31 protein-coding genes are annotated in these 25,850 nt (G+C 60.4%); 19 read left to right on the top strand and 12 right to left on the bottom strand.

Features of this window, described 5'->3' with window-relative positions:
* The first annotated feature begins 1 nt into the window (after nucleotide 1).
* Nucleotides 2-316: a hypothetical protein gene (locus AGR1_RS09165; RefSeq protein WP_149146734.1), complete on the top strand. Its 315-nt coding sequence runs from the start codon at nucleotides 2-4 to the stop codon at nucleotides 314-316.
* A gap of 193 nt (nucleotides 317-509) precedes the next feature.
* Here the strand turns inward: AGR1_RS09165 and AGR1_RS09155 are convergent, their stop codons facing one another.
* The 4 genes from AGR1_RS09155 to AGR1_RS29565 all read right to left on the bottom strand — a co-directional run bounded on the left by AGR1_RS09155 (nucleotide 510) and on the right by AGR1_RS29565 (nucleotide 2,611).
* A complete protein-coding gene (locus AGR1_RS09155; RefSeq protein WP_080791141.1) occupies nucleotides 510-1,076 on the bottom strand; it encodes a type 1 glutamine amidotransferase family protein in 567 nt (188 codons plus the stop codon).
* 21 nt (nucleotides 1,077-1,097) lie between these two features.
* Entirely contained in the window at nucleotides 1,098-1,586 is a 489-nt protein-coding gene (locus AGR1_RS09150) for a GNAT family N-acetyltransferase (RefSeq protein WP_077982725.1), read from the bottom strand.
* A 203-nt stretch (nucleotides 1,587-1,789) separates the two neighbouring features.
* A complete protein-coding gene (locus tag AGR1_RS09145) occupies nucleotides 1,790-2,203 on the bottom strand; it encodes a helix-turn-helix domain-containing protein (RefSeq protein ID WP_149146733.1) in 414 nt (137 codons plus the stop codon).
* 60 nt (nucleotides 2,204-2,263) lie between these two features.
* On the bottom strand, nucleotides 2,264-2,611 hold the full coding sequence (locus tag AGR1_RS29565) for a hypothetical protein (RefSeq protein ID WP_187772094.1): 348 nt from the start codon (nucleotides 2,609-2,611) through the stop codon (nucleotides 2,264-2,266).
* Between the two features lie 129 nt (nucleotides 2,612-2,740).
* Here AGR1_RS29565 and dmeR point away from each other — a divergent pair, with 129 nt between their 5' ends.
* Nucleotides 2,741-3,013 carry a Ni(II)/Co(II)-sensing transcriptional repressor DmeR gene (dmeR, locus tag AGR1_RS09135; RefSeq protein ID WP_003509296.1) on the top strand — a complete coding sequence of 91 codons (273 nt, stop codon included), beginning with the start codon at nucleotides 2,741-2,743 and terminating at the stop codon, nucleotides 3,011-3,013.
* A gap of 77 nt (nucleotides 3,014-3,090) precedes the next feature.
* A complete protein-coding gene (gene dmeF, locus AGR1_RS09130) occupies nucleotides 3,091-4,080 on the top strand; it encodes a CDF family Co(II)/Ni(II) efflux transporter DmeF (RefSeq protein ID WP_149146732.1) in 990 nt (329 codons plus the stop codon).
* Between the two features lie 9 nt (nucleotides 4,081-4,089).
* Here dmeF and AGR1_RS09125 read toward each other — a convergent pair whose 3' ends face one another.
* The 4 genes from AGR1_RS09125 to AGR1_RS09110 all read right to left on the bottom strand — a co-directional run bounded on the left by AGR1_RS09125 (nucleotide 4,090) and on the right by AGR1_RS09110 (nucleotide 7,973).
* Nucleotides 4,090-4,377: a hypothetical protein gene (locus AGR1_RS09125; RefSeq protein WP_077982721.1), complete on the bottom strand. Its 288-nt coding sequence runs from the start codon at nucleotides 4,375-4,377 to the stop codon at nucleotides 4,090-4,092.
* Between the two features lie 342 nt (nucleotides 4,378-4,719).
* Nucleotides 4,720-5,826: a glycine betaine/L-proline ABC transporter ATP-binding protein gene (locus AGR1_RS09120; protein WP_149146731.1), complete on the bottom strand. Its 1,107-nt coding sequence runs from the start codon at nucleotides 5,824-5,826 to the stop codon at nucleotides 4,720-4,722.
* The gene (locus AGR1_RS09115; protein WP_077982719.1) at nucleotides 5,819-6,727 is read right to left on the bottom strand and encodes a proline/glycine betaine ABC transporter permease; all 909 of its coding nucleotides are present in this window, start codon (nucleotides 6,725-6,727) and stop codon (nucleotides 5,819-5,821) included. The genes AGR1_RS09120 and AGR1_RS09115 overlap by 8 nt, the downstream gene beginning before the upstream one ends.
* A 235-nt stretch (nucleotides 6,728-6,962) precedes the next feature.
* Nucleotides 6,963-7,973 (bottom strand): ABC transporter substrate-binding protein, encoded by a 1,011-nt coding sequence (locus AGR1_RS09110; RefSeq protein ID WP_149146730.1) that lies wholly within the window; start codon nucleotides 7,971-7,973, stop codon nucleotides 6,963-6,965.
* 93 nt (nucleotides 7,974-8,066) lie between these two features.
* On the opposite strand from AGR1_RS09110, the gene AGR1_RS29560 reads away from it, so the two are divergent.
* Nucleotides 8,067-8,360: a hypothetical protein gene (locus tag AGR1_RS29560; RefSeq protein WP_187772093.1), complete on the top strand. Its 294-nt coding sequence runs from the start codon at nucleotides 8,067-8,069 to the stop codon at nucleotides 8,358-8,360.
* A gap of 107 nt (nucleotides 8,361-8,467) precedes the next feature.
* Here the strand turns inward: AGR1_RS29560 and AGR1_RS09105 are convergent, their stop codons facing one another.
* Nucleotides 8,468-10,567 (bottom strand): S9 family peptidase, encoded by a 2,100-nt coding sequence (locus tag AGR1_RS09105; RefSeq protein WP_149146729.1) that lies wholly within the window; start codon nucleotides 10,565-10,567, stop codon nucleotides 8,468-8,470.
* 223 nt (nucleotides 10,568-10,790) lie between these two features.
* On the opposite strand from AGR1_RS09105, the gene AGR1_RS09100 reads away from it, so the two are divergent.
* The 4 genes from AGR1_RS09100 (at nucleotide 10,791) to AGR1_RS09085 (ending at nucleotide 14,149) form a co-directional block, all read left to right on the top strand.
* Nucleotides 10,791-11,192 (top strand): DUF930 domain-containing protein, encoded by a 402-nt coding sequence (locus tag AGR1_RS09100; RefSeq protein ID WP_080791134.1) that lies wholly within the window; start codon nucleotides 10,791-10,793, stop codon nucleotides 11,190-11,192.
* 105 nt (nucleotides 11,193-11,297) lie between these two features.
* Entirely contained in the window at nucleotides 11,298-12,206 is a 909-nt protein-coding gene (locus AGR1_RS09095; RefSeq protein WP_149146728.1) for a dihydrodipicolinate synthase family protein, read from the top strand.
* Nucleotides 12,207-12,257: 51 nt separating this feature from the next.
* Complete coding sequence (locus AGR1_RS09090; protein ID WP_149146727.1) at nucleotides 12,258-12,983, top strand: polysaccharide deacetylase family protein; 726 nt, start codon at nucleotides 12,258-12,260, stop codon at nucleotides 12,981-12,983.
* Nucleotides 12,984-13,057: 74 nt separating this feature from the next.
* Nucleotides 13,058-14,149, top strand: a complete 1,092-nt coding sequence (locus AGR1_RS09085; protein WP_187772176.1) for a trifunctional transcriptional activator/DNA repair protein Ada/methylated-DNA--[protein]-cysteine S-methyltransferase — start codon at nucleotides 13,058-13,060, stop codon at nucleotides 14,147-14,149.
* Nucleotides 14,150-14,166: 17 nt separating this feature from the next.
* Here the strand turns inward: AGR1_RS09085 and AGR1_RS09080 are convergent, their stop codons facing one another.
* Together AGR1_RS09080 and AGR1_RS09075 are read right to left on the bottom strand one after the other, a co-directional pair.
* Entirely contained in the window at nucleotides 14,167-15,327 is a 1,161-nt protein-coding gene (locus AGR1_RS09080) for an AI-2E family transporter (protein ID WP_149146725.1), read from the bottom strand.
* Between the two features lie 84 nt (nucleotides 15,328-15,411).
* Nucleotides 15,412-16,272 (bottom strand): VOC family protein, encoded by an 861-nt coding sequence (locus tag AGR1_RS09075; RefSeq protein ID WP_080791129.1) that lies wholly within the window; start codon nucleotides 16,270-16,272, stop codon nucleotides 15,412-15,414.
* A gap of 277 nt (nucleotides 16,273-16,549) precedes the next feature.
* On the opposite strand from AGR1_RS09075, the gene AGR1_RS09065 reads away from it, so the two are divergent.
* The 4 genes from AGR1_RS09065 (at nucleotide 16,550) to AGR1_RS09050 (ending at nucleotide 18,841) form a co-directional block, all read left to right on the top strand.
* The gene (locus AGR1_RS09065; RefSeq protein WP_077982712.1) at nucleotides 16,550-16,960 is read left to right on the top strand and encodes a universal stress protein; all 411 of its coding nucleotides are present in this window, start codon (nucleotides 16,550-16,552) and stop codon (nucleotides 16,958-16,960) included.
* 80 nt (nucleotides 16,961-17,040) lie between these two features.
* Nucleotides 17,041-17,361, top strand: a complete 321-nt coding sequence (locus tag AGR1_RS09060; RefSeq protein WP_077982711.1) for a TraR/DksA C4-type zinc finger protein — start codon at nucleotides 17,041-17,043, stop codon at nucleotides 17,359-17,361.
* A gap of 198 nt (nucleotides 17,362-17,559) precedes the next feature.
* Nucleotides 17,560-18,228 carry a hemolysin III family protein gene (locus AGR1_RS09055; protein ID WP_003522286.1) on the top strand — a complete coding sequence of 223 codons (669 nt, stop codon included), beginning with the start codon at nucleotides 17,560-17,562 and terminating at the stop codon, nucleotides 18,226-18,228.
* Nucleotides 18,229-18,343: 115 nt separating this feature from the next.
* Nucleotides 18,344-18,841 (top strand): GNAT family N-acetyltransferase, encoded by a 498-nt coding sequence (locus tag AGR1_RS09050; RefSeq protein WP_080791128.1) that lies wholly within the window; start codon nucleotides 18,344-18,346, stop codon nucleotides 18,839-18,841.
* A gap of 221 nt (nucleotides 18,842-19,062) precedes the next feature.
* Here AGR1_RS09050 and msrB read toward each other — a convergent pair whose 3' ends face one another.
* A complete protein-coding gene (gene msrB / locus AGR1_RS09045; RefSeq protein WP_077982708.1) occupies nucleotides 19,063-19,470 on the bottom strand; it encodes a peptide-methionine (R)-S-oxide reductase MsrB in 408 nt (135 codons plus the stop codon).
* 202 nt (nucleotides 19,471-19,672) lie between these two features.
* On the opposite strand from msrB, the gene AGR1_RS09040 reads away from it, so the two are divergent.
* From AGR1_RS09040 to mnhG, 7 genes are read left to right on the top strand one after another with little or no spacing between them, the layout of a single operon-like run.
* Nucleotides 19,673-22,057 (top strand): putative monovalent cation/H+ antiporter subunit A, encoded by a 2,385-nt coding sequence (locus tag AGR1_RS09040; protein ID WP_149146724.1) that lies wholly within the window; start codon nucleotides 19,673-19,675, stop codon nucleotides 22,055-22,057.
* Nucleotides 22,054-22,473 (top strand): Na(+)/H(+) antiporter subunit B, encoded by a 420-nt coding sequence (locus AGR1_RS09035; protein ID WP_080791126.1) that lies wholly within the window; start codon nucleotides 22,054-22,056, stop codon nucleotides 22,471-22,473. The genes AGR1_RS09040 and AGR1_RS09035 overlap by 4 nt, the downstream gene beginning before the upstream one ends.
* Nucleotides 22,473-22,850, top strand: a complete 378-nt coding sequence (locus AGR1_RS09030) for a Na+/H+ antiporter subunit C (RefSeq protein ID WP_080791125.1) — start codon at nucleotides 22,473-22,475, stop codon at nucleotides 22,848-22,850. The genes AGR1_RS09035 and AGR1_RS09030 overlap by 1 nt, the downstream gene beginning before the upstream one ends.
* A gap of 19 nt (nucleotides 22,851-22,869) precedes the next feature.
* A complete protein-coding gene (locus tag AGR1_RS09025) occupies nucleotides 22,870-24,447 on the top strand; it encodes a Na+/H+ antiporter subunit D (protein ID WP_149146723.1) in 1,578 nt (525 codons plus the stop codon).
* Nucleotides 24,444-24,923, top strand: a complete 480-nt coding sequence (locus tag AGR1_RS09020) for a Na+/H+ antiporter subunit E (protein ID WP_149146722.1) — start codon at nucleotides 24,444-24,446, stop codon at nucleotides 24,921-24,923. The genes AGR1_RS09025 and AGR1_RS09020 overlap by 4 nt, the downstream gene beginning before the upstream one ends.
* Nucleotides 24,920-25,306, top strand: a complete 387-nt coding sequence (locus AGR1_RS09015) for a cation:proton antiporter (protein WP_137409957.1) — start codon at nucleotides 24,920-24,922, stop codon at nucleotides 25,304-25,306. The genes AGR1_RS09020 and AGR1_RS09015 overlap by 4 nt, the downstream gene beginning before the upstream one ends.
* Nucleotides 25,303-25,641 carry a monovalent cation/H(+) antiporter subunit G gene (gene mnhG, locus AGR1_RS09010; RefSeq protein ID WP_077982701.1) on the top strand — a complete coding sequence of 113 codons (339 nt, stop codon included), beginning with the start codon at nucleotides 25,303-25,305 and terminating at the stop codon, nucleotides 25,639-25,641. Before AGR1_RS09015 ends, mnhG begins: the two co-directional genes overlap by 4 nt.
* Nucleotides 25,642-25,850: the final 209 nt, after the last annotated feature.

Below are 25,850 nucleotides of genomic sequence, written 5' to 3'. Positions count from 1 at the left end.
CATGCGGGACGCAGCGGAATGGAGTGAGGAGCTCGATGCGCTGCGTTTTGCCGTTCCCGGCCACGGCGCTTTCTGCGCCGTGCACCGCCTTGCCTTCAAGGCCGTGCTGGGGCCAAGCCCGGCAGGAGAGGCGGCTCTCGCCTTTTTCAATCAGCATGAGGCTGCTTTCGTATCCGCGGCGCTTTCCAAGATACAACGTGCAGGATTGCCCGCTGGCCGCAGCCTGCATTTGAACAGCCGCGACATTCGCCGGGCGATTGCCGGGGAGGGTCCGGAGTTTGCGGCACGTGTGTGCCGGGTGCTTGATCACGGGTGATGCGTGATAACGCAAAGACTTTCGTATTTCGCGCTACCCTCATTCCTGTGCTTGTCACAGGAATCCAGTCGACGCGCGTCTGCGCGACGGGAATAGCCCTTTCAGCCCAAGGACTTGGTCTGGCTGGATTCCTGTGACAAGCACAGGAATGAGGGTAGGGGAGCTTACCTGACCGACAAAATCAGCGCGCGCCTCAGCGATGCTCCGCCGCAAAAACCTGAAGTTCCGCCTCGGCTTCCGGACCAAAGAGGCCGAGGTGTTTCAGGATTTCCACGGCGAAACTCACCGGCGCGCTGCCGGCGGCGGTGACGATGCCGCCATCGCTAACCGCTTTCGGCTGGTCGCGGTAAAGCGCCTCGCCGCTATAGACGGCATAGGCCTTGTGGGATGCCAGCGAATTGCCGGTATGGCTGACGTCGTTCAGAACGCCCGTGCCGCCCAACGCGCTCGCCGCCGCGCAGATGCCGGCAACCAGACGGTCCCTGTCACGAAACCGGTGCACCAGCCCGCCAAGATCGACAGCCGTGCCCTTTTCCCAGCTGAGACCGCCGGGAATGACGAGCGCATCGATGCCAGCGGGATCAAGCGCGTCATAGGACACATCAGGCATCACATTCAGCCCTCCCATGGAGGTTACCGGCCGGCCATCGGGCGTGGCATAGACGATTTCGACGCCGAGATAGCTGCGTGCTGCAGCAGCAAGCAGCGCAGGCTCCCAGTCCGCAAAATCCTCAGCGAGCGCAATGGCGATCCGTGTCATGAGCGTCTCCGTGGGTTGAAATCAGGCGATGGACTGCATGTAGCGCATGCCGGTGACCGGCCTTGGCGCGAAATCCATGTTTTCGTAGAAACGATGCGCGGCCACATTGCCGGTCGTGGCGCTGACGGAAAGATAGTCGCAGCCGAGACGCTTGGCGATATCGCGCGCGCGGGACACCAGATGCTGGCCGGTGCCATGGCCGCGATGGCCGTCACGCACGAAGAGATGATGCAGCTCAAGCCCACGCCGGCCTTCCTGCGCCCTGTAGAGCGGCAGAAGCAGGGCGTAACCGATCAGCGCGCCATCGGCTTCGGCGACAAGACCATGCACCCAGGGCAGGGCGCCGAATAGGTCGCGCTCAAGCTTCGCCGGCGTGATCGCCGCCGCATCGCCGTGGTAGGAGGCAAGCAGCGTGATCATCTCATTGAGTTCGGGCAGATCGGTTTTGCGCGCGCCGCGAATGATGACGACGGGCGGTCTTTCCAGTGTGAGGGAACTATCTTCGGTCATTTTTTCGGTCCTTTGGTCTTATCGGTGCCGTCAGGACGTTTGAAAACAACAAAGCCGCCTGACGGCGGCTTGTTGACAAAATGATCTGTCGAGCCGCCCTTAAAGGAAGGCCCAAAAATACGAGCAGGAGATGGGTGCGCGTTCGTTGATCATGAAACATGCAATGCGCCCGAATCCGTCATCTGTCAAGCCCGGTTTTCGGCTCAATGCTCGCCCTCGCACATGCCGTGGTTGGAAAGCGCGCGGATGACGTAGCAATCCTCAATTGAATGGCCGTGGCAATGGGAGACGATGCGTTCCAGCTCGTGTTCCAGCTTCTTCAGGCTGGCGATCTTCTCGCGCACATGGGCAAGATGCTCGGCGGCGATGCGATCAGCGCCTTCGCAGGGCATTTCCCGGTGCTGGCTGAGCGCGATGAGTTCTCGAATGGCATCGATGTTGAGGCCGAGATCGCGCGCGTGGCGGATGAAGGTCAACCTTTCGAGGTCGGATTTTTCGTAACGGCGCTGGTTGCCCTCCGAGCGATCCGCCTCGCGGATGAGGCCCATCTGCTCGTAATAGCGGATCGTCGGCACCTTGACGCCGGTACGTTTCGACAGTTCACCGATGGACAGCATGGTCTTCTCCATATCTCCAGTCTCTAGAGATATGGCTTTTTCGCGCCCGGTTCAATGGCCTCAAGCGGCGTCGTTGACGCCAAGAGCATGGGCCAGTGCCTTCAGGATCTGCGATTCGAGGCTCGCCATATCCGGCTGGGCGGAAGCGGCCATATCAGCGTTGACACCGTTGGAGGTGGAAGCGCCGCTGTCCATGTTCCAGAGAGCAGCAGCCAGGCTGGCTGAGGCACCGGCAAGCGGAGCGACGGCGGTGGCGACATTGCCTGCCACCGAAATGGCGCGATGGGCCGCGCGTGTCAGCTCCTGCAAAGCCTCGGTGGTGGACTGGCTCTCCCGGTTGTGCGCAGGCGCGATGCCGCGGACCGGAGAGGCAAAATTGATACTGCTGGTTGCTGCGATAGTCGTCATGACTGTGAGTCCCCTAGTTCTGATGGAGCATTTTTAAGGTCCGAAACATTCCCGAAGATTGCGTCCTGCGCACCTTGTGCAAAAAATAACCGCAATATACTATACCCCCCTATAGTATATGAGGTGCCCATGTCCCATACGATCCGTAACAAGGAGAAGCTTCTCGCCCGCATCCGCCGCCTGAAAGGGCAGATGGAAGCGGTGGAGCGCGCTCTGGATGACGCCAAGCCCTGCGGCGAGGTGCTGCAATTGCTGGCTTCGGTGCGCGGCGCGCTTTCAGGCCTGACGGGGGAGGTGATGCAGGAGCATCTGCACGAACATGTCGTGCATGCCGAAAATGAAGACGAGCGGGCGCGGGCGGCGGAAGAGCTGGCCCAGGTGCTGAAGACCTACATCCGGTAGGTCAACGCAGGCCAGCGGAATGAAGAAAGCCGGCAGAGCTCAGAAGCGCCGGTAGAGTCGAGAGAGGATTGAGCGACATGACGACGACTTCCGAGCCTTTCGCCACGGCGGAGCATCACCATATTTATCTTGGTCAGAATCATGAGCGCAATGAGAGGCGCGTCTGGATGGTCATCGCATTGACCACCGTCATGATGGTGGCGGAGATCGTCGCCGGCCACTGGTTTGGCTCCATGGCGCTGACGGCTGACGGATGGCATATGTCCACCCATGCGGGCGCGATGCTGATTTCGGCGCTCGCTTATCTCTATGCAAGGCGCGAGGCGCGCAATCCGCGCTTCAGCTTCGGCACCGGCAAGTTCGGCGATCTCGCCGGTTTCGCCAGCGCCGTCGTGCTCGCCGTGGTGGCGCTGCTTATCGCGGTTGAAAGCGGCCTGCGCCTCGTCAGCCCCGTCGAGATCGATTTCAACCAGGCGATTCTCGTCGCGGTCATCGGTCTTGCGGTCAATCTCATCAGCGCCGTGCTGTTGAAGGATGACCATCACCACGATCATGGGCATGGACACGGGCATGGTCATGCCCACGGTTCGCATGCCCATCACGATCACGGTTCGCATGCGGAGCACGGTGCAAAGGGCGGGCGGGACAATAATCTGCGCGCCGCCTATCTGCATGTGCTGGCGGATGCGCTGACCTCGGTCCTTGCCATCGTCGCGCTGCTGCTCGGCAAGTGGAACGGCTGGAACTTTCTCGACCCGTTGATGGGTATCGTCGGTGGTCTGGTCATCGCCCGCTGGTCATGGGGGCTCATTCGCTCCACGGCAACGACGCTTGTCGATGCGGTGCCGCTGACGGACGACCTGCCGCAGGAAATCCGTGAAACCGTGGAAACGGAAGAAGATCGCATCACCGACCTGCATGTCTGGCAGGTTGGCCCCGGCCACCATGCGGCCATTGTGGCGATCCATTCGCGGGCGCCGAAAGCGCCATCCTTTTATAAGCAGAAACTTGCCGCCATACATGAACTGTCGCATGTGACGGTGGAGGTCAGCCCGGCAACTGCCTGATTGGAATCGCTATTCGGTATATTCCGAATAGGCGCTGCGCACCCATTCAGCCTGCGCTTCCGCCGTGTCTTCGGCGGAGGCCGCGACCGTCTCCTGATAAGCGGGCGCGCTGCCATTGCCCACGGCCCACAGAACATTGGCCAGCGACTGGGAAAGAATGGTGCTGGAAACGGTGGGGTTGCCGGGGCCGCGTTTCACGGCCTGCTCTTCCGGCGCGCTTTGCGCGCTGCCAGCTTTTTCGATGTCGCGGATGCGACCCTGATAATTATATCCGCCAATATTGCTTTCGATCTGCATGTCGATGATTCCGCGTTCAAAAGTTAACGAATGGTTAACGGCGGCGACTTGTCCGAAGCTTGCGCTTGCTGCGTTGCAGCGATCGCCGAGGGTTGACAGCCGGCGAAGTAGTGCTTCGTTTTTGCATGGAGGGCGGTTGTGCAAAGAGATTGCAGTCGTTTGCGCAGAAGGCGAGGGCAGGACGGCATTGATGCCGGTAGGTCACCTCACATTCCGCGTCATCCTCGCCCTTGAGGCGAGGATCCATTTTTTCACTCAACCAACCTTGGGTCATGGATCCTCGCCTCAAGGGCGAGGATGACGACGGAGAGTTTTAGAGCCTGAGAAACGGGACGAACCGGTTCACGCCGTCTTCTTTTCCGCAGGCGCTATCGCCTGCCGCGCCGTCTCCGGCTTCACCTCCACCTCACCCGTCGCCACCGCGTCCTGCGGCGCGGGCGTCACCATCGCAGCCACCAGCGTATCGAGGCCGATGCTGCCGACCGGTTTGCCGTCTTCGTCCACCACATGGGCTGTCGTCTCGTTGGCTTCGGACATGTCGCGGGCGATTGTTTCCAGCGTCGCGTTCTCAGGCACGGACATGCCTTCCGGCTTGCTTTCCAGCGGCTCCATCACCGTGGTCGCCTGCAGCACGCGGCCGCGATTGACGTCGCGTACGAAGTCGGTGACGTAACCATCCGCCGGGGAGAGGATGATGCTCTGTCCGTCGCCCTGCTGCACCACTTCGCCGTCTTTCAGGATGGCGATATGGTCGCCGAGCCGCAAAGCTTCGTCGAGATCGTGGGTGATGAACACCACGGTCTTCTTCAACTCCTGTTGCAGATCGAGCAGCATGGTCTGCATGTCGACGCGGATCAGCGGATCGAGCGCCGAATAGGCTTCGTCCATCAGGAGAATATCAGCATCGTTGGCAAGGGCGCGGGCAAGGCCGACACGCTGCTGCATACCGCCGGACAACTGGTTCGGATAATAATCCTCGTAACCGGCAAGGCCGACGCGCTCCAGCCAGTAACGGCCCTTTTCCTCGCTCTTGCTGCGCGGCACGCCCTGAATGTCGAGCCCGTAGACGCTGTTTTCCAGCACGGTACGATGCGGCAGGAGGCCGAATTTCTGGAACACCATCGCCGTTTTGTGGCGGCGGAATTGCCTGAGCGCCGAAACGCTCATGCCGCAGATATCCTCGCCATCGTAAAGCACCTCACCGGCGGTCGGGTCGATCAGCCGGTTGATGTGGCGGATCAGCGTCGACTTGCCGGAGCCGGAAAGTCCCATCACGACGGTGATCTTGCCGCCCGGCATAGTGATGTTGATGTTGTTGAGGCCGAGTACGTGGTTGTGTTTGTCGTTCAGCTCGACCTTGTCCATGCCGGATCGCACCGCTTCGAGATATTTCTCGGGATGCTTGCCGAAGATCTTGTAAAGGTTGCGGATTTCGATGCTTTTAGCCATGGGAGACCTCGCGGTATTTCTGCAGGCGTTTGCCGAAAGCCTGGCTCGCCCGGTCGAACATGATGGCGATGGCGACCAGAGCGAAACCATTCAGGAAGCCTACCGTGAAGAACTGGTTGTTGATGGCCTGCAGCACGTTCTTGCCGAGCCCGCCGACACCGACCATGGAGGCGACGACGACCATGGCGAGCGCCATCATGATCGTCTGGTTGATGCCGGTCATAATGGTGGGCAACGCCAGCGGCAGCTGCACATTGAACAGCTTCTGGCGGTTGGAGGAGCCGAAGGCGTCCGCCGCTTCCAGCACCTCCCGGTCCACCAGGCGAATGCCGAGGCTGGTCAGGCGGATGACGGGCGGAATGGCGTAGATCACCACTGCGATCAGGCCCGGAACCTTGCCGATGCCGAATATCACCACCACGGGGATGAGATAAACGAAGCTCGGCATGGTCTGCATCACGTCCAGCACGGGGTTGATGAGGCGCTGAAGGCGTTCCGAGCGTCCCATCAGGATGCCGAGCGGCAGGCCGATGACGATGGCGATCAGGGTGGCGATGGCGACGATGGACAGCGTTGTCATCGCGTCGCGCCACAGTCCCACTGCGCCGATCATCAGCAGCGACGCCGCAGTACCGGCGGTGATCTTGATGCTGCGACCGGCGAAATGCACAATGGCAAGAATGACGAGCATGGTGATGATCCACGGCGTCTGAATAAACAGCCGCTCCGAGGAATTGAGGAAGAGTTGCAGCGGATGCACGACGACGTCGATTGCATCGCCGTAATTGCGCACGAGATCGCGAAAGCCGTCATCGATGGTCTTGCGTGCCACACGCATGGTTGAATTGTCGATGGCGGGGAACTTGCAGAGCATGTCCGGCAAGTAATTGCAGAGGGCCATTATTGTTGTTTTCCCTTTGGGTTTTGGGGCGGAGGTTGGAGTGCGCGGGCACCCCCCTCTGCCCTGCCGGGCATCTCCCCCTCAAGGGGGGAGATCGATCTGCGGCAAGGTCTCGCCCATCTCGATGGTTAAGGATGAAGCGGTGAAAGCGCGCCCAGCCGATCTCCCCCCCTTGAGGGGGAGATGCCCGGCAGGGCAGAGGGGGGTAAGCGGCTTGCGCCAACCCCGCCAGCAATCACATCGAAGCCTTGATCTTCTCGACCACCTCGGCCGGCACCCACTTCGTCCAGATGTCCTCATGGTTCTCGAGGAAATATTCCGCGCCGTCCTCGTTGGTGCCCTGGTTTTCATCCATCCAGGCGAGGATTTCGGCCACCGTCTTGTTGTCCCAGCTACGGGCCTTGATGTAGTCCAGCGTCACGCCGGCCTTGCTTTCGAAGTCCTTGGTGATGACGGTATAGACATCGGCCACCGGATAGGCGTTGACCTTGGGGTCGGCGCAGTCGACCTTTGCCGTGCATTCGTCGAAATGGGCGCGGTCTAGTTCGACGCCATCGTCCAGCTTCACCATTTCGTATTTGCCGAGAATGGCGGTGGGCGACCAATAATAGCCGAGCCAGCCCTGCTTCTTTTCAAACGCATTGGCAATGGAGCCGTCAAGGCCGGCGGCCGAACCCGTGTCGACCAGCGTGAAGCCCTTCTTGTCGCCTTCGCGCGCCTTGTAGAGATTGGTGGTCGTCACCTGGCAGTTCCAGCCGGAGGGGCAATTATGCACGGCGCCCTTGCTGGCGTCTTCAGGTGCCGGGAAAAGTTCGGGATGTTTCAGAGCATCCTCGACGGTCTTGATGTCGGGGTGTTCGTCGGCGATGAATTTCGGGATCCACCAGCCTTCGATGCCGCCATCGGTGAGGATTTTCGAGGCTTCAATCAGCCGGCCTTCCTTGACGGCGGCATTAAGCGGCTCGCGCACGGCATTGACCCACAATTCGGGCGCCATGTCCGGCTGGCCCTTTTCGTTCATGGAAGCGAAGGTCGGCATGGTGTCGCCGCTGACGACATTGACCGTGCAGTCATAGCCGTTTTCCATGATGAACTTGTCGACATAAGCCGCGACGCCGGCGGATGCCCAGTTCATTTCGGCGATGGTGACGCTGCCGCACTCTTCGGCGGCATTGGCGGAATTTGCTGCACCGGCAGCGATGGTAAAGCCCGTTACGAGAATGGTCGAGGCTAGGAGTTTCTTCATGGTGTAAGACCCCCAAGTCTGATGCAGTGTTTTCAGTTGGCAAAGCGGGAGCACTGCAAAGCCCGGATTGCCAAGGGCGAACTGACATAGCGCGTGAAAAAGCCGAAAATTGACGGCAAGAAGAATAACCGCAGAACACGCTGCGGAATTGCCGCAAGAACAACGGCGAAAATGCGCATGAATATGTCAACGGTCGGCATAATACGGCCAAAAAGTGATATTGCAACGCAAAATGGCGCACCGCAGCCATGCGTTCGATTTTTAGAGCGTTTTTTATTTGGTGTAATACATGGAATATACTCTAATTTTGCGGAAATATATTACATATTTCAGTATGGCGAAATAAAAATCCTGATGGAATCAAGTCGGAATTCAAGGAGAAAATAAAGTCGCGATTTTGTGGAAAAAATATTCGGAAAGAGGTTTTGTGAAGGTATTTTTATGCTGTTTCGGTGCGGGCGACGACCCTGTCGCCGCCCGACCACGGTCAGAGGTCAAACAGCGTCCTTGCCGGCCACCTTCAGCGCAAAGGCATATTCGAAGGCGATTTCCTCCAGCCGCTGGAAACGCCCGGACTTGCCGCCATGACCCGCCGCCATGTTGGTCTTTAGCAGGATGGGCGCTTCCCCTATCGTCTTTTCGCGCAGCTTCGCCACCCATTTGGTCGGTTCCCAATAGGTCACGCGCGGATCGGTGAGACCGGAAAGCGCGAGAATTGGCGGGTAGGGCTTGGCACCCACATTGTCATAGGGGCTGTAGGCGGCGATCCAGCCATATTCCTCCGCCGATTCCAGCGGGTTGCCCCATTCCGGCCATTCCGGCGGAGTCAGCGGCAAAGTATCATCGAGCATGGTGGTCAGCACGTCCACGAAGGGAACGGCGGCGATGATCCCGGCGAATTTTTCCGGCGCCATATTGGCGACCGCCCCCATCAGCATGCCGCCGGCCGAGCCGCCTTCGGCGACGATGCCCTGATAGGAGGTGAAACCTTCCTGAACGAGATGGTCGGCAGCGGCGATGAAATCCTTGAAGGTGTTCTGTTTGGCTTCCATCTTGCCGGTTTCGTACCATTCGAAACCCTTGTCCTTGCCGCCGCGAATGTGGGCGATGGCATAGATGAAACCACGGTCGGCGAGCGACAGTGTGGTGGTGGAGAAGGAGGCGGGAATGGTGATGCCGTAAGCGCCGTATCCGTAGAGCAGGCAGGGGGCGGAGCCGTTAAGCGCCACATCCTTGCGATAGAGCAGGGACACCGGCACCAGTTCGCCGTCATGGGCAGGCGCCATGATACGGCGGGTGATGTAATCGTCCGGATTGTGGCCGGAAGGCACTTCCTGCGTCTTCAAAAGCGTGCGCTCGCGGGTCACCATGTCGTAGTCGAACAGCTGGCTCGGCGTCGTCATCGAGGAATAGGAGAAGCGGATGACATCGGTGTCATATTCCGCCGCGCCATGCAGGCCGAGAGAATAGGCCTCCTCGGCAAAGGCGATGGAATGTTCCTCGCCGGTGCGGCGATCGCGGATGACGATGCGCGGCAGGCCGTCACGGCGCTCCAGCCAGATCAGGTGGCGGGCATAGGCGTCGACGGAGAGGATGAGGCGGCCCGGCTCGTGGGGCACGACTTCTTTCCAGTTTTCCTTGCCGGGTGCGGTGACGGGCGCTTCCACGATGCGGAAATCCTTGGCGTCGCCGTCATTGGTGAGGATGAAGAAGACATCGCCGCCTTCGCACATCGAATATTCGACGCCCTCTTCGCGCTCCGCCACGACAAGAGGCTCGGCGGTCAGGTCTTTCGTGGAGAGAATGCGATATTCGCTGGTCTCATGGTCGTGAATGTCGATGAAGATGAAATCGTCAAGCACGGATGCGCCGACACCCATGAAGAAGCCGGGATCCTTTTCCTCATAGACCAGCCGGTCGGCCGATTGCGGCTCGCCGATGATGTGATGGAAGACCTTGGAGGGGCGGTGGTTCTCGTCCTGCAGCGTATAGAAGAAGCTCTTGCCGTCGGGCGCCCATGCCCCGCCGCCGCCGGTATTTTCGACGACGTCGGCAAGGTCCTCGCCGGTTTCGAGGTTGCGGATGCGCAGGGTGAAATATTCCGAGCCCTTGTCGTCGTAACCCCAGATGCCGTGGCTATGATCGGAAGACTGGTCGAGACCGGCAAGACGGAAATAATCCTTGCCCTCCGCTTCCTTGTCGCCGTTCAGCAGCACATGTTTTTCGCCGCCGCCGCGCGGGGTGCGGAAATAATGCGGCTGCTCGCCGCCGGTCACGAACAGGGTGCCATAGGCATAAGGACCGTCATTGACCGGCACGGAGGAATCATCCTGCTTGATGCGGCCCTTCATTTCGTTAAACAGCTTTTCCTGAAGCGCCTTGGTGTCGCCCATCGCCGCTTCCATATAGGCGTTTTCCGCTTCCAGATGGGCGCGGATGGCGGGGTCGAGAATGGATGTGTCCTTGAACATGGCCTGCCAGTTATCGGCCCGGAACCAGGCGTAATCGTCGGTGCGGGTAATGCCGTGATGCGTATCCTGAACGGGCCTTTTTTCGGCGGTCGGGGCGGCGGGCAGGTTCTTGAAAATCGGCAAGGGAAACTCGCTTTCCTGTAAAAAATCTTGGGCGGCACCAAGATGTAGAGCGGGCCTTGCAGCCGATCAAGTTTCAAATCTCCACAGGCGGAATGCGGCTTGGGCACAATTTCGTCAGCTTTCGATCACATTTTGGCAATATCCGGCAAATCAGCGATGATGGATGCAGGCTGCCCTGCCTGCCACCCACCACAAGAACAAACGAAAAAACTGACAGGACCCCATGCGAAAGCTTCTTCCCGCTGCCCTTTCTGCCTTTTTCCTTGGCTTGCAGACCTTCACCCCCGCTTTTGCGATCGATGCCAGCGTCATGCGGCAGTTGAACGCGCTGGCCCCCGAGGAGCGGCTGGAACAGCGCTGCGATATCGAGGCGATGGAGCGCATCGCAACGGAGCAGAAGGGCATGAAACCCGACAAGGTCATCGCCTATACCTATGGCGATCCCGAAGTCGGCAAGAATTCCATCAAGGCACCGGGCGCGGCCTTTAGAAGTGCCGGCGAATGGTACAAGCTGAAATATAAGTGCCAGCTCAAGAGCGACAGTCTCAGCATCCAGTCCTTCGACTACCGTGTGGGCGACAAAATTCCCGAACAGCAGTGGAAGAAGTTGTATCTTTATGACTGAGCACGGAATTTTTCGATTTCAGGTCAGCCTTTAACCGCCGCCTTTGTTGCGGCCGTGCGGCCGGCTCTGTAACCCTGACTTCCGATCGAAGTGAGGGACATAGACATGGCGAGACGATTCAAGGGGCTTTCTGCTTTTCCGATCACGCCCGCCGATGAGGCCGGGCGGGTCGATGTCGAGGCCTTCTGCGCCCTGATCGAGCGGCTGGATGCGGCGGCGGTCGATTCCATCGGTATTCTCGGCAGCACCGGCATCTATATGTATCTCTCCCGCGAGGAGAGGCGTCGCGCCATCGAGGCTGCCGCCGCCATCCTCAAGGGCAGGCGCACACTGATGGCCGGCGTCGGCGCCTTGCGCACCGATGACGCCGTGGCGCTGGCGAGGGATGCGGAAGCGGCCGGCGCCGATGCGGTGCTGCTGGCGCCCGTGTCCTACACGCCGCTGACGCAGGAAGAGGCCTATCACCATTTCGCCGCCGTGGCGGGTGCGACGGCGCTGCCGCTCGCCATCTACAACAACCCGACGACCACGCGCTTCACCTTCAGCGACGAGCTTCTGGTGCGGCTTGCCTATATCCCCAATATCCGCGCCATTAAGATGCCGCTGCCGGCCGATTCCGATTACGCTGGAGAGCTTGCGCGGCTGCGCCCGAAGCTGGGGCAAGATTTCGCCATCGGTTACAGCGGTGACTGGGGCTGCACTGACGCCACGCTTGCCGGCGGCGACGCCTGGTACAGCGTGGTCGCCGGCCTGCTGCCGGTTCCAGCCCTGCAGCTGATGCGGGCGGCTCAGGCCGGCAATGCGGAAGAGGCGAAGAGGATCGATGCGGCCTTCCAGCCGCTCTGGACGCTGTTCAAGGAATTCGGCAGCATTCGCGTGGTTTATGCCGCCGCCAACATGCTGTCGCTGACGGTGAGCGAACCGCCCCGGCCGATCCTGCCGCTTACCAGCGCCGAACGCCAGCGGGTGGAAGAGGCGCTGGAGGCGCTGTCTGCGCTGGAAACCGCGCCTTAATTCGGGCGCTTTGCGGGCGGATTGCCAGCTCTTCACACTCCGGAACACAAAATGCTGCGTCGCCTCTTCATCGCCATCCTGTTTTTCTCCGCCTCTTCCGTCGCCTTTGCGGGAACCGGCCTTGTCGAGCCGTCGCTGAAAATGACATCGCAGCATGACGGCAAGGTGCGGGTGGCGATGACGCTGGACGCCTGCATGGGCAAGACCGACCGACGCATCCTCGATACGCTGGTGAAGGAGCGCATTCCCGCGACCATCTTCGTCACCGCCCGCTGGCTGAAGCATAATGGCGAGGCGCTGGCCGTGCTCATGGCGCATCCGGATTTGTTCGAGATTGAAAATCACGGCGAGAACCATGTGCCGGCAGTGGACAAGCCGGTTTCCATCTACGGCATCGCCGCCGCCGGCTCCGAAGCGGCGGTCGAGCAGGAGGTGGAGGGCGGCCGTCAGGCCATCGTCGCCGCCACCGGCCTCCAGCCGCAATGGTTCCGCGGTGCGACGGCCAAATATACCAACTCCTCCATGGCCACCATCAACCGGCTGGGCATGCGGGTGGCCGGTTATTCCGTCAATGGCGATGGCGGCTCGCTGCTGGGTGCGGCCGCGACGGCGAAACACATCGCTTCGGCAAGGGATGGCGATGTCATCATTTCCCACATCAACCAGCCCACCCATGAGGCGGGCGAGGGCGTGGTGAAGGGGCTTCTGGCGCTGAAGGCGCGCGGCGTGATTTTCACAAGGCTTGACGATCCCTCCTTCGCACCGCCGGTGAATTGATCTGCGATAGATGAGCCACATCCATGCCCGTTTTTCGGCGGCGCAAGCAAAAAAATCGCGCTACCATCCTCTCCATGATGTTGTTCAAACGCCCCGATACCGAAACGCTCTATTCCGCCCTTGTGAACAAGGACCCCGCCTATGAGGGCGTGGCCTATGTGTGTGTGACGTCGACGAAGATTTTCTGCCGCTTCACCTGCACGGCGCGAAAGCCGAAGATCGAAAACTGCCGGTTCCGCGAGACCATTGCCGAATGCCTGGAGGCAGGTTTCCGTCCCTGCAAGCGCTGCAAGCCGATGCTGTCCTATGGCTCCGCCGACGAGACCGTGACGTCGCTGCTGACGGCGCTGGAAAGCGACCCGGCGCGGCGCTGGCGCGAGGAGGATGTGGTGGCGCTCGGCCATGATCCTTCCACCGTGCGCCGCACCTTCAAGCGCCGTTTCGGCATGAGCTTTCTGGAAATCGCCAGATTGCGGCGGGTGGGCGGTGCGGCGGAAAGCCTCGCTTCCGGCGAAGCGGTGATAGGTGCCCAGATCGATGCCGGTTATGAATCCGGCAGCGGCTTCCGCGCCGCTACCAACCAGTTCTTCGGCTCTTCGCCCGTCGCGATGAAAGGCAAGGGGTTCTTGAAGGGCGACTGGATCGATACGCCGATCGGCCCGATGCTCGCCGTCGCTGACGATCACGCCCTGCATCTCCTCGAATTTGCCGACCGGCCGGCGCTCGCCGCCGAGTTGAAGCGGCTGAAGACGCGCACCGGCGCGGATATGGTGCTTGGCCGGACGGCCGTGACCGGCCAGATCGAAGCGGAACTCAAGGCCTATTTCGCCGGTCATTCGGCTGCCTTCAAAACGCGTCTTGCCGGCCATGGCACACCCTTCGAGCGCGATGTCTGGCGCAACCTGCGGGAAATCCCGGCGGGTAAGATCGTCAGCTATTCCTCGCTCGCGACCGCCATGGACAGGTCATCCGCCGTGCGTGCGGTCGCGCGTGCCAATGGCGCGAACCAGATCGCGATTGTCGTGCCGTGCCACCGTGTGCTGGGCGCGGATGGCAGCCTGACTGGCTATGGCGGCGGGCTGTGGCGCAAAAAATGGCTGATCGAGCATGAGCGCCGCATGGCGCAGACGCTCCGCGGCGTGCAAAAAGTTCCGCTCGCCTCCTGATAGCGCCGAAGAAGAGGTTAGTCGGGCAGGTTCGGCACCACACGGCGGGTGGGGAAGAGTTCGCGTGTCACCGTCATGGCGATCAACGATAGCGGCAGGGCGAGCATCGCGCCAGCCGCCCCCCACATCCACGTCCAGAAGATGATCATCACGAAAACGAGGAAGGGATTGATTTCCATGTTACGGCCGACGACAGCCGGGAAGGCGAGGTTCTCCATCAACAGGTGAATGGTGAAGAAGGCGCCCGCCGGCAGCAGCGCGAGGACCATGTTGTCATGGGTGATGATGCCGGCGACGGTGAGCGATATGGTCATGAGGGTAATGCCGAGAAACGGCACGAAGCTCGAAAGAAAGGCAAAAAGACCCCACAGTAGCGGCATGGAGAGGCCTCCGAGATAAGCGATCGCGATCATGGTGACGCCAAGCGCGGCGTAGATCAGGCTCGCCGTGGCGAAATAGGTGCCGAGCACTTTTTCCACCGAGCCGATGATGCGGATGGTTCTAAGCCGCTGATGGCGCGCCGGGAAGGCCATGATGAGGGCCTTGCGCAGCCGCAGGCGGCTGTAGAGAAACATCAGGAGCGCCGCAAGGAAGATCAGCCCCTGCACGATCGCGGGCGTCACGTTCGCGCCAAGCAACGAGATGATTTCGCCGCTACGCGACAGCAGCGATTCCATGGACATGGAGCCCATGCTGAAGGTGGCCGCAGAAATATTCAGCCACCTCATATTTTCGAAATAGGGCAGGAAGCGATCAATGGTCCGCTCGATCAGGGCAGGACCCTCCGATGCCAGTTGGGAGACCGGGTCCACCAGCGAATTGACCACGAAGAAAATGACGGCGGCGACGAGTGTGGACAGGATGATGGCGACGCCTGCGCCCGGGATGCCGTAGGAGGCCAGTTTCTCGGCCGAGACGCCGAGGATCATGCCGACGACAACCGCCATCACAACGGGCATCAGGATCATCGACAATTCATGGACGACCGCCATGGACACGATCAGGAAAATGCCGATGATCGACCAGGCAACGAAGACATCAAGCGCCTCTCGTCCGAGCGGTTGCTGGCTGCGCGCGTCATCCCGCTGCGAAACCGAAGCCGGTGTCGCAAGTGGATCGGCCTTGTCCAGCACCAAGGCCGCAGTGTCGGCGAGATCCGGCTTGGCGTTCTCATTCATCGCACTATCCCCCAATAAGGTGGCTAACGTCCGACAAATCCGGCGGTTCCGGGGCGGCACAAATTTCTGCCGCCCCTGTTGTGTTTATGCGGAAAGCTTCAGCCCGATGCCCCACGGATCCTTCAGCACAATGCCGTCGCTTTGCCGCTCTGTGGCGATTTCCAGTCGGTCGAGCGCGGCAATCGCCGTCTCAAGCGCTGCCGGCTCGTTGAAGGTCAGCGAATAGCCGGAAAGACCGGTCATATTCTCCTTGCGGGCGGCCGCCCCCCGGCTGTTCCAGATATTGGCGGCGACGTGGTGGTGATAGGCGCCCGACCCGAAAAAGCTCGCGCCGGGATAACGTGCCATGATCTTCAGCCCCAGCACATCCTGATAAAATTCATCCGCCTGCGGAATATTGCCCACCTGCAGATGGATATGGCCGATGGCTGTTCCCTCCGCCGCCCCGGTAAAGGCCGTCTTCGGCGCGCTGTCGTAAAGCGCCTGAAGATTGAGGCCGAGGGTGGCCATCTCCACCGTGCCGTCCTGCTGGTAGGTCCATTCGTCCGGCGAACGGTCGCGATAGACTTCGATGCCGTTGCCTTCCGGGTCGGCAAGATAGATCGCCTCGCTGACCAGATGGTCGGACGCGCCCTGAAACTGGACATTGTTATGGGCGGCATGCGCCAGCCAATGGGCCAGATCGTTCCGGCTCGGCATCAGGAAGGCGGTGTGGAACAGGCCTGCGGCGTTGCGCGGCGCGCGTTGCGCCGTGCCGGAGGTGGAAAGCGTGAGAAGCGGCTGGCCGCCGATACCCAGCACTTCGCCGCTCGGGTTCTTTTCAAGAACGGAAAGACCGATGATCTTCCGGTAAAAATCCGAAACGCGCTGCAGATCGTGAACGACGAGATGCGCCTGGCCGACATAGGCCGGCCGTGTCAGGGCGAATTGTTTGATTTCACTCATCATGATCTCCATATTGAATCCGAAGCGCCCTAGGGCGGATCGGTCGCCGAAACGATCGGCCGACGCCGCTTTGCGGCGTTTGTCGAAGGCGAATATGGGCTGGTTTCGTCGTTCAGCAAAGATCGTCGCCTGACGATTGACCGTCCACTATTCGTTGACAATGCCCCGTTCCGGCCCGGCTCCGGCTTTGACTTCGATCAAGGTGAAGGCCGTGCCGACGGGGAATATAAGCCTAGTCCGACACGCCAAACGGCGGATCAAGCCAAAGGAGACAGCCATGTACAAGAAGATCATCGTACCGGTAGACCTCAGCGCCACCGACAAAGGCGAAAAGATTCTCGAAAAGGCCAAGGCGCTTCTGGATCCTGATGGCGAGATCGTTCTCATCAACGTCGTCGAGGAGCTGCCGGGCTATATGGCGATTGACCTGCCCGTTGACCTGATCGAAAACGCCATCAAGGACGCCAAGACCAGGCTCTCGGATATCAAGACTAGGGCCGGCTTCAAGGGCAGCCAGGAAATCCGAAGCGGCGCGCCCGCGCGAGAAATCATTGCCGCCGCCGAGGAACACAAGGCCGACCTTATCATCATCGCGTCGCACACGCCGGATTTCAGCAATTATTTCATCGGCGCCACCGCCGACCGCGTGGTGCGCCACGCCAAATGCTCGGTGCTGGTCGACCGATAAAAACCTGACGTTTCAGGGTTGCGGGCGGGTTTTCCGTCTGGAAATGCGACGATACAAGAAGATCGGCTGGAGGAAAAAACATGAATGTCGAAACTTACGAGAAAATCCTGCGTGATCGCCAGCGCGAGCTTTATCGCCGCCTGCACAAAATCGAGGCCGATTTCGAAGAGCCTCGCAATCCCGATGACGAGGATCGCGCCACCGAACGCAGCAATGACGAGGTGCTGGACGAACTGGGGCAGGTGGGTCAGGACGAGCTGCGCGCCATCGACGCAGCCCTCGACCGTATCGCCAGCGGCACCTTCGGCACCTGCGTCAAATGCGGCAAGAAGATTTCGGAGGATCGGCTGAAGGCGGTGCCCTATACCCCGTTTTGCCAGGAATGCGCTGCGGCTTTGTGAAATAATTTCGTGGTGACGCGTTGCGCTCGCCCTTTTCCATCCTCATTCCTGTGACAAGTACAGGAATGAGGGAAGCAGTGGACCTCTCCTTTCGCAACAGCCTCGAACGCAATTTGATTGCCGTTAACCGGCCGCTGTCTTGTTCCTGTCTAATATTGTCTCCATGCTTTGAGGAAAGCACGCAGACGGGATTGGACTATGAGCGATTTATGGCGGTTCGGACGCCAATATGATTTTCACGAGATTGTCGCCGATGGCATCGTCCATGGTGTCGGCATCGTGTTTGCGCTTATCGGCGCCACGGCGCTGATTTTCTACGCGACCGCCTGGGGTACGCTCAGCGCGATCGCCGCCGCGTGGATTTACGGTCTCGGACTTGTCGCCTGCCTCTCCGTGTCCTTCACCTATAATATCTGGCCGCACTCAAGGGTAAAATGGTTCCTGCGCCGGCTGGATCATTCGGCGATCTTCATCCTCATAGCCGCCACCTATACGCCCTTCCTGATGCGCGGCATCCACGACCCGCTGATCGCCGTCATGCTGGGGCTGATCTGGCTCGCGGCGCTGTGCGGCATCCTCCTCAAATGCCTGTTTCCCGGCCGGTACGACCGGGTCGCCATCGGCCTTTATCTCGCCATGGGCTGGAGCGGCGTCATGGTGGTCGGGCCGCTGTCGTCGCATCTCGCCCCGGTCACGCTCTGGCTCATTGTCGCCGGCGGCGTGATCTACTCGCTCGGCGTCATCTTCCATGTCTGGGAAAAGCTGCGTTTCCAGAACGCCATCTGGCACGCTTTCGTGGTCGCCGCCGCCGCCGTTCATTATTTCGCCGTGGTAACCTCCTTCAGCCTTGTGCCGCTGGCGTCCTAAAGAATGGCCCTGACGGCGCATGGGTACTGGACAGCCATTCGCATCATCGCCTAATCCATCGTGCCGATGGCGGATGAAAATGCCGCCGCTGCAAGCAGGAAAAGGGTGAACGACAATGAGCGTGCAACTGCGCGACGCGACCGTGGACGATCTTTCGGGCGTCATGGAGATTTATAATGATGCGGTGGCGAACACGACGGCGATCTGGAACGACGTGCTGGTCGATCTGGAAAACCGCAAGGAATGGTTCGCAGCCCGCACATCGCGCGGTTTTCCGGTCATCGTCGCAATCCTCGACGGCAAGGTCGCAGGCTACGCTTCTTATGGCGACTGGCGCGCTTTTGACGGTTATCGCCACACCCGGGAACATTCGGTCTATGTGCATAAGGATGCGCGCGGCCACGGCATCGGCAAAAAGCTGATGCAGGCGTTGATCGATCATGCAAGCGGCAACGACGTGCATGTGCTGATCGCCGCCATCGAGGCGGAAAACACCGCCTCCATCCGCCTGCATGAAAGCCTCGGCTTCAGGGTCGTCGGCCGGTTTTCGGAAGTCGGCACCAAGTTCGGCCGCTGGCTGGATTTGACGTGTATGGAACTGAAGCTGGGCTGAAAGCTGAAGGCCAGCCATGGATCGGGCGAGTGCCGCGTTTTTCTTCTCCCCGCCGGGGAGAAGGTCGCGGCAGCGGGATGAGGGGGCGAGGGTAGAGATATCCGGAGAGCTTGCCCCCTCATCCGACCCTTCGGGCCACCTTCTCCCCGGCGGGGAGAAGAAAAACGCGGCACGGTTTTGCCACGCATGATCGACTGTCGGTCGTTGAGAGGTCTCCCCCCTCAAACCGGCTCGAACACCATCGAATGGCCGTTGATGCAATAACGCAGGCCGGTGGGCTTCGGGCCGTCCGGGAAGACGTGGCCGAGATGGCCGCCGCAATTGGCGCAACGGATTTCCGTGCGCACCATGCCGTGGCTGGCGTCGCGATGTTCCGTCACCGCGCCCGGTTTTACCGGCTCGAAATAGCTCGGCCAGCCGCAGCCGGCATCGAATTTCGTATCGGAGAGGAACAGCGGTTCGTCGCAGGCCGCGCAGCGATAGAGGCCTTTCTGGAATGTATCCCAATAGGGCCCGGTGAAGGCGCGCTCGGTGCCGTGTTCGCGCAGGATGCGATATTGTTCCGGCGTCAGCTGCTCACGCCATTCGGCATCGGTCTTTTTGATCTTGGGGGATGTCAGATCGCTCATGGAATGATCCTTTCTTTGCCGTCTCAGATAGTCATCGCTGCCGCCGATTGAAAGGGGAGCGGCGTCATAACGCGTTCGTTATGGGACGGGAGTACCGATTTGGGTTGAGAAGGGCGTGTCTATGCCTTAACTGGAAAATCGATTTGAAAGAAGAACGCCATTTATTGGCGCGCAGGGATGAGGTATATCCCGGGAGACGTGAATGACATCCGATGTCACGCCGCTGACATTCCTATCGCTTTTTCTGCCGTTTCTGGCAGCGCTCGCTGCGCCGGCCCTGGTGAAGCGGTTTGGCCACAACGCGGCATGGGTTCTGGCGATTGCACCTGCTCTCGCCTTTGCGCATTTCGCGCTGATGCTGCCGCAGATCGCGGCAGGCGGGGTGGTGACAGGCGGTTATGCCTGGGTGCCGAGCTTCAATCTCAGCTTTTCCTGGTTCATCGACGGCCTGTCGCTGACTTTCGCGTTGCTGATCACCGGCATCGGCCTGCTGATCGTGCTTTATGCGGGTGGTTATATGAAGGGCCATCCGCAGCAGGGCCGGTTCCTGTCCTTCCTGCTGCTCTTCATGGGCGCGATGCTGGGCGTCGTCGTTTCCGACAGCCTGCTGATGCTGTTCGTCTTCTGGGAGCTCACCTCCATCACCTCCTTCCTGCTGATCGGCTTTGATCATGAGCGCGCCGCCTCGCGCCGCGCCGCGTTGCAGGCGCTGGTGGTGACGGGCGGCGGCGGTCTCCTGCTGCTCGCCGGGCTGATCTTCATCTGGGACATCAGCGGCATGACGCAATTGTCGATGCTGGTGCGCGGCGGCGATGTCTTGCGCGACAGCCCGTTTTATCTGGCCGCGCTGCTTCTGGTTCTCGGCGGGGCCTTCACCAAATCGGCGCAGTTTCCCTTCCATTTCTGGCTGCCCAACGCCATGGAAGCGCCAACGCCGGTATCCGCCTATCTGCATTCGGCGACCATGGTGAAGGCGGGCGTCTATCTCTTGATGCGGCTCAACCCGGTGCTCGGCGATACCGCCGCCTGGCAGATCCTGCTGCCTTTCTTCGGCGGGCTGACCATGCTTATCGGCGCGCTGCTGGCCGTGCGCCAGACCGATCTCAAGCTGATGCTCGCCTATACCACGGTGTCGTCGCTCGGCCTTTTGGTCATGCTGACGGGCTTTGGTTCCGCCCATGCCATCGAGGCGGCGGTGCTTTATCTGGTGGCGCATTCGCTGTTCAAGGGCGCGCTGTTCATGGTCGCCGGCATCATCGACCATGAGACCGGCACCCGCGACGTCACGAAGCTCGGCGGCCTGCGAAAAGCCATGCCCATTACCTTTGCGGCAGCGCTGGCGGCTGCGATTTCCATGGCCGGCCTGCCGCCCTTTTTCGGGTTTCTCGCCAAGGAGGAGATCTATTACGCGCTGGCGCATGGCAATCCGCGGGCCGTGCTGTTCACCGGCGTCGCCATCCTCGGCAACGCGCTGATGTTCGCCGTCGCCTTTGCGGTGGCGCTGAAACCCTTTCTCGGCAAGACGGTGAAGACCCCGAAACATGCGCATGAAGGCCCGCTGTTGCTCTGGCTCGGACCGGCGCTTCTGGCGCTGAAGGGGCTGACGATCGCGCTCTTTTCCGGCGTTGCGCATTTCTATGTCTCCACGCCGATGGCGAGCGCCATCGCCGGTGAAGCGCGCCCGGTGGAAATCTCGCTCATCCCGCATATTGGCGTGCCGCTCGGCCTGTCGCTGCTGACGATCGCGCTCGGCATCGCTCTCTATACGCAGCTTTCCACCGCCCGTGGGCTGATCGACCGCACCTTCAGGGCGCTGGGGGCAGGGCCGGACAGGGGCTTTGACGTTTTCATCGACATGCTGGTGAAAGTCTCGTTCCACATCACCCGGTTCATTCAGCCGGGTAGGCTGGAGTTTTACGTTACCGCCACTTTCGCCGTCATCGCCGCCGTGCTGCTTGTGCCGCTGTTCCTTTATGGGGAGCTGCCGTCCATGCCGTCATGGCCGCACGATATGCAGGTCCATGAACTCACCTTCATCGTCATTGCCGTGGCGGGCCTCATCGCGGTGCCGACGGCGTCGAGCCGGCTCACCGCCATCATCGCGCTCGGCATTCAGGGCTTTGCGGTGGCGGTCATTTTCCTGCTGTTCGGCGCGCCTGATCTCTCCTTCACGCAATTCATGGTCGAGACGCTTTCGGTGGTCATTCTGACGCTTGTCATGACGCGGCTTCGCCTGTCACCGTCAGACCATCGCGGCCTTGGCCAGAAGCTGATGGACGGCACCATCGCCATCGCCTGCGGGACCGGCTTCGCTTTGTTCCTGATGCGTGCGACGCAGGCGAGCTTCGACAACCGCCTGACGGACTTCTACAATACTTATTCCAAGGCCATCGCCCACGGCGCCAATGTGGTCAATGTCATCATCGTCGACTTCCGCGGCACGGATACGCTCGGTGAAATCGCTGTCGTGATGATAACGGGCCTCGCCATCCTTGCGCTGATCCGCATCCGCCCGGCCGCCGCCATAAAGGGAGCCGCCGTCAAGGGACCGGCCAGAACCGCGAAGAAGAAAGGAGCGCGGGTATGAACACGCTTATTCTGCGCACCGTCACTCCCGTTGTCACCAGCCTCATGGTGCTGTTTTCCATCTTCGTGCTGCTGCGCGGCCATAATGAGCCGGGCGGCGGTTTCATCGGCGGCCTGATTGCGGTCTCGGCGCTGGCGATTTACGGCATCGCCTATGGCGTCACCGCGGTTCGGCGCGCCATCATGTTTCATCCGCTCGCCATTGCCGGGGCGGGGCTGCTTTTGTCCATGCTGTCCGGCCTCGTCTCAATGGCCGCCGGCGTGCCCTTCATGACCGGGCTCTGGGTCTATCCGAGCCTTTTCGGTGTCGAAATTCCGCTCTCCACCGTCATGTCCTTCGATATCGGTGTCTACCTTGTCGTGGTCGGCGCCATCACCTCCATCGCACTGGCGCTGGAAGAAAGGGAAAGCGACTGATGGAAGCGGTCTTCTCCATTCTCGTCGGCATCTTCTTTTCGGTGGCGATCTACCTCATGCTGTCGCGTCACAGCATCCGCATGCTGCTCGGCGTCGCCATTCTCGGCAATGCGGTGAACCTCCTGCTGTTCACTGCGGGCAGGCTGACGCGCGAAGTGCCGCCGATCATTCCGTCCGGCATGGATACGCTGCCCCCGGGTGCGGCCAATCCGCTGCCGCAGGCGCTCATCCTCACGGCAATCGTCATTTCCTTTTCTTTCTTCTGTTTCCTTCTGGTGCTGACCTGGCGTGCGTTTCAGGAATTGCAGACCGACGACACGGACGAAATGCGCACCGCAGAACCCGCAGGCGAGCCGATGCCGCCGCTCGGTTATTGAGCGGCGAGGCTGAGACAAGATGGCATCTTCCACCACTTCCGCAGTCACCGATCTTTCCGTAGCGCTCGTCACGACGCCCGTGCCGCTCACCGACTGGCTGATCATTCTTCCCATCGCGCTCTGCATTGGCGCAGGCGCTGTGCTGATGATGATGCGCCACGCCATCCGCCACCACGCGGCCGTCGCCATCGCGGCGCTGTTCCTTCTGGTGCTGCTCGACGCCGCACTTTTGTGGAAGGTCGCCGCTGAAGGCCCGTTCACCATGGTGATGGGTCGCTGGCTGCCGCCCTTCGGCATCGCCTTTACCGCCGACCTGACGGGCGCGCTGCTCTCGCTTGCGGCCGCCATCGTGGCGCTTGCGGGCGCCATCCATGCTGGCGCGGATATCGATGCCAGCGGCAGGCGATACGGTTTTTATCCCTTCCTGATGCTTTTGATGGCCGGCGTGACCGGCGCGTTCCTGACCGGCGACATCTTCAATCTTTATGTCTGGTTCGAGGTGCTGCTGATCTCATCCTTCGGTCTCATCGTGCTCGGCTCGACGCGCGAGCAGATCGACGGCGCGCTGAAATACGCCATTCTCAACCTCATCGGCACGACGCTGTTCCTGATCACGGTCGGTTATCTCTACGCCATCTTCGGCACGCTCAACATGGCCGATATCGCCCGGAAGGCGACGACGCTGCGCGACGCAGCGCCGTTGATGACGCTTGCGAGCCTGTTCGCGCTCGCCTTCGCCATGAAGGCCGCGGCCTTTCCGGTAAATTTCTGGCTGCCGGCCTCCTATCACACGCCGCGCATCGTCGTGTCCGCCCTGTTCGGGGGGCTGCTCACCAAGGTCGGCATCTATTCGCTGCTGCGCGTCATGGTCATGCTGTTTCCGGTCGAGCGGGAAGAACTCAGCATCGTCATCGCCATCTCGGCGGCGCTGACCATGGTGCTCGGCGCCATGGGCGCGCTCGCCCAGAACGATATCCGCCGCATGCTCGGTTATATCGTCATCTCGGGCATCGGTTACATGATGGCCGGTATCGCCATCGGCACGCCCTCCGGTGTTTCAGGCGCAATTTTTTACGCGCTGCACTCCATGGTGCTGATGACGGCGCTTTATCTTGCCGCCGGCCACGCCGCCCGCCTTGGCGGGGGTTTCAGCCTCACCTCACTCAGGGGCCTTTACCAGCAGGCTCCGTGGTTTTCGGCGCTGGCGCTGGCGCTGTTCTTTGCCGGTTCCGGCCTGCCGCCCTTTTCCGGCTTCTGGCCGAAGGCCGTCCTGCTAAAGTCTGCCATCGATATCGGCGCATGGTGGCTCGCTGGCGCCATCCTCGCCTCCGGCTTCATCGCCACCATCGCTTTCGGACGAATCTTCCTTTTGTGTTTCTGGCGTCCGGTGGCGGCATCCTCAGGTCAGTCGTCCCTGCCGCAGGCATCACCCTCGGCAGCGCCCTCTTTTACGCCGCTGGTGGGTCTGACGTTGCTGGTGGTATTCTTCGGCCTGTTTCCGGAAAGCCTGCTCAATCTCAGCCAGCAGGCGGCCGCAGGCCTCGGTGACCCGCGGGCCTATATCAACTCGGTCTTTTCCGAAGGGGGCAAACCATGAGCCTCTATGTCGTACAACTGCTTTTCGTCGCCGTATGGCTCGCTGTCACGGGCAGCGTCAGTCTGGCGAACATCCTGTTCGCCCTCGTCGTTTCGACGCTCGCGCTTGGCATCATCCGCCACCAGCTTCCCGCCGGACGTAACCACTGGCTCAGGTTCGCCCGTATGCTGTCGCTGGTGCTGCTGTTCTTCAAGGAGCTGGCGCTCTCCGCATGGAAGGTCGCCATGCTGGTGACGCGGCCGAAGCTCGACGTGCAGCCCGGCATTTTCGCCTATCCGCTTGCGGTGACGACGGATTTCCAGATCACGCTGCTCGCCAACCTCATCACGCTCACGCCGGGCACGCTTTCGGTCGATGTTTCGGCGGACAGAAAAACGCTTTACGTGCACGCGATCGACTGCAGCGATGTCGAGGCCACGAAAAACGACATCCGCAACGGCTTTGAAAAAAAGATCATGGAGGCGTTTCAAATATGACGCCAGAACAGACAGTTTCATTTGCAACTATACTTGCATCGGTTGTTCTGTCGGCCGCCTTTTTGCTGACAGTATATCGGGTCGTCGTCGGCCCCACCTTGCCGGACCGTATCGTTGCGCTCGACATGCTGGTGGGCATCGCCATCGGCTTCATCGCGGTCATCGCCATCCGCACCGGCTTCAATCTTTACGTCGACATCGCCATTGCGCTCGGGCTGGTCGGTTTTCTGGCAACGGTGGCCTTCGCCCGCTTCGTATTGTCGCGCGGCCTGGACGAACGGCGCGGACCGACGACGGTTCTCGATGGTGAGAGGGCATCTGAAGTCGTTGAAAAAACGATGAAAAAAGGCGTTGTAGGCGGAAAGGGAAAGGGCCGGCGATGATGAATTGGGTTGTGACTATTTTCGTTTCGGTGCTGCTGCTCTCGGGCGCCATTTTCTCGCTGATCGCGGCAATCGGGCTCAATCGGCTGCCGGATGTCTATACCCGCATGCATGCGGCTTCCAAGGCGGGAACGGTGGGTTCAGGCCTGCTGCTTCTGGCGGTCGGCATCCATTCCATGGAAATATCGACGCTGGCGCGGGCGCTTGCCGGTTTCTTCTTCTTTGTCCTTACGGCGCCGGTCTCGGCGCATCTTCTTGCCATGGCCGCTCATAAGGCAGGTTATCCGCTTGCCGTTAAATCGGTAGTTGATGACATGAAGAAAATTTCAAGTTGAAAATACCCCCAATAATTGGGGGTATTCATTTTCAATTGCCACTTGGCCTAGTATTTTATTACCCGTAATTTTTTGTATTCCAATTAGACTGTTTTGAACTGAAAAATCCGCAATAGGAATTTGACTTTTGCTGTTTTGCTGTTATCCAAATTAAGTGTAAAATTGCCAAACGCAATTTGCATCTAGCCTCTTCATAGTCGGCATAGACA

The sequence above is a fragment of the Agrobacterium sp. B1(2019) genome, from assembly GCF_008274755.1.
GTDB lineage: Bacteria > Pseudomonadota > Alphaproteobacteria > Rhizobiales > Rhizobiaceae > Agrobacterium > Agrobacterium salinitolerans.
Note: the sequence above shows the minus strand (reverse complement) of the source record. Positions and strands in the feature narration are given on the sequence as shown.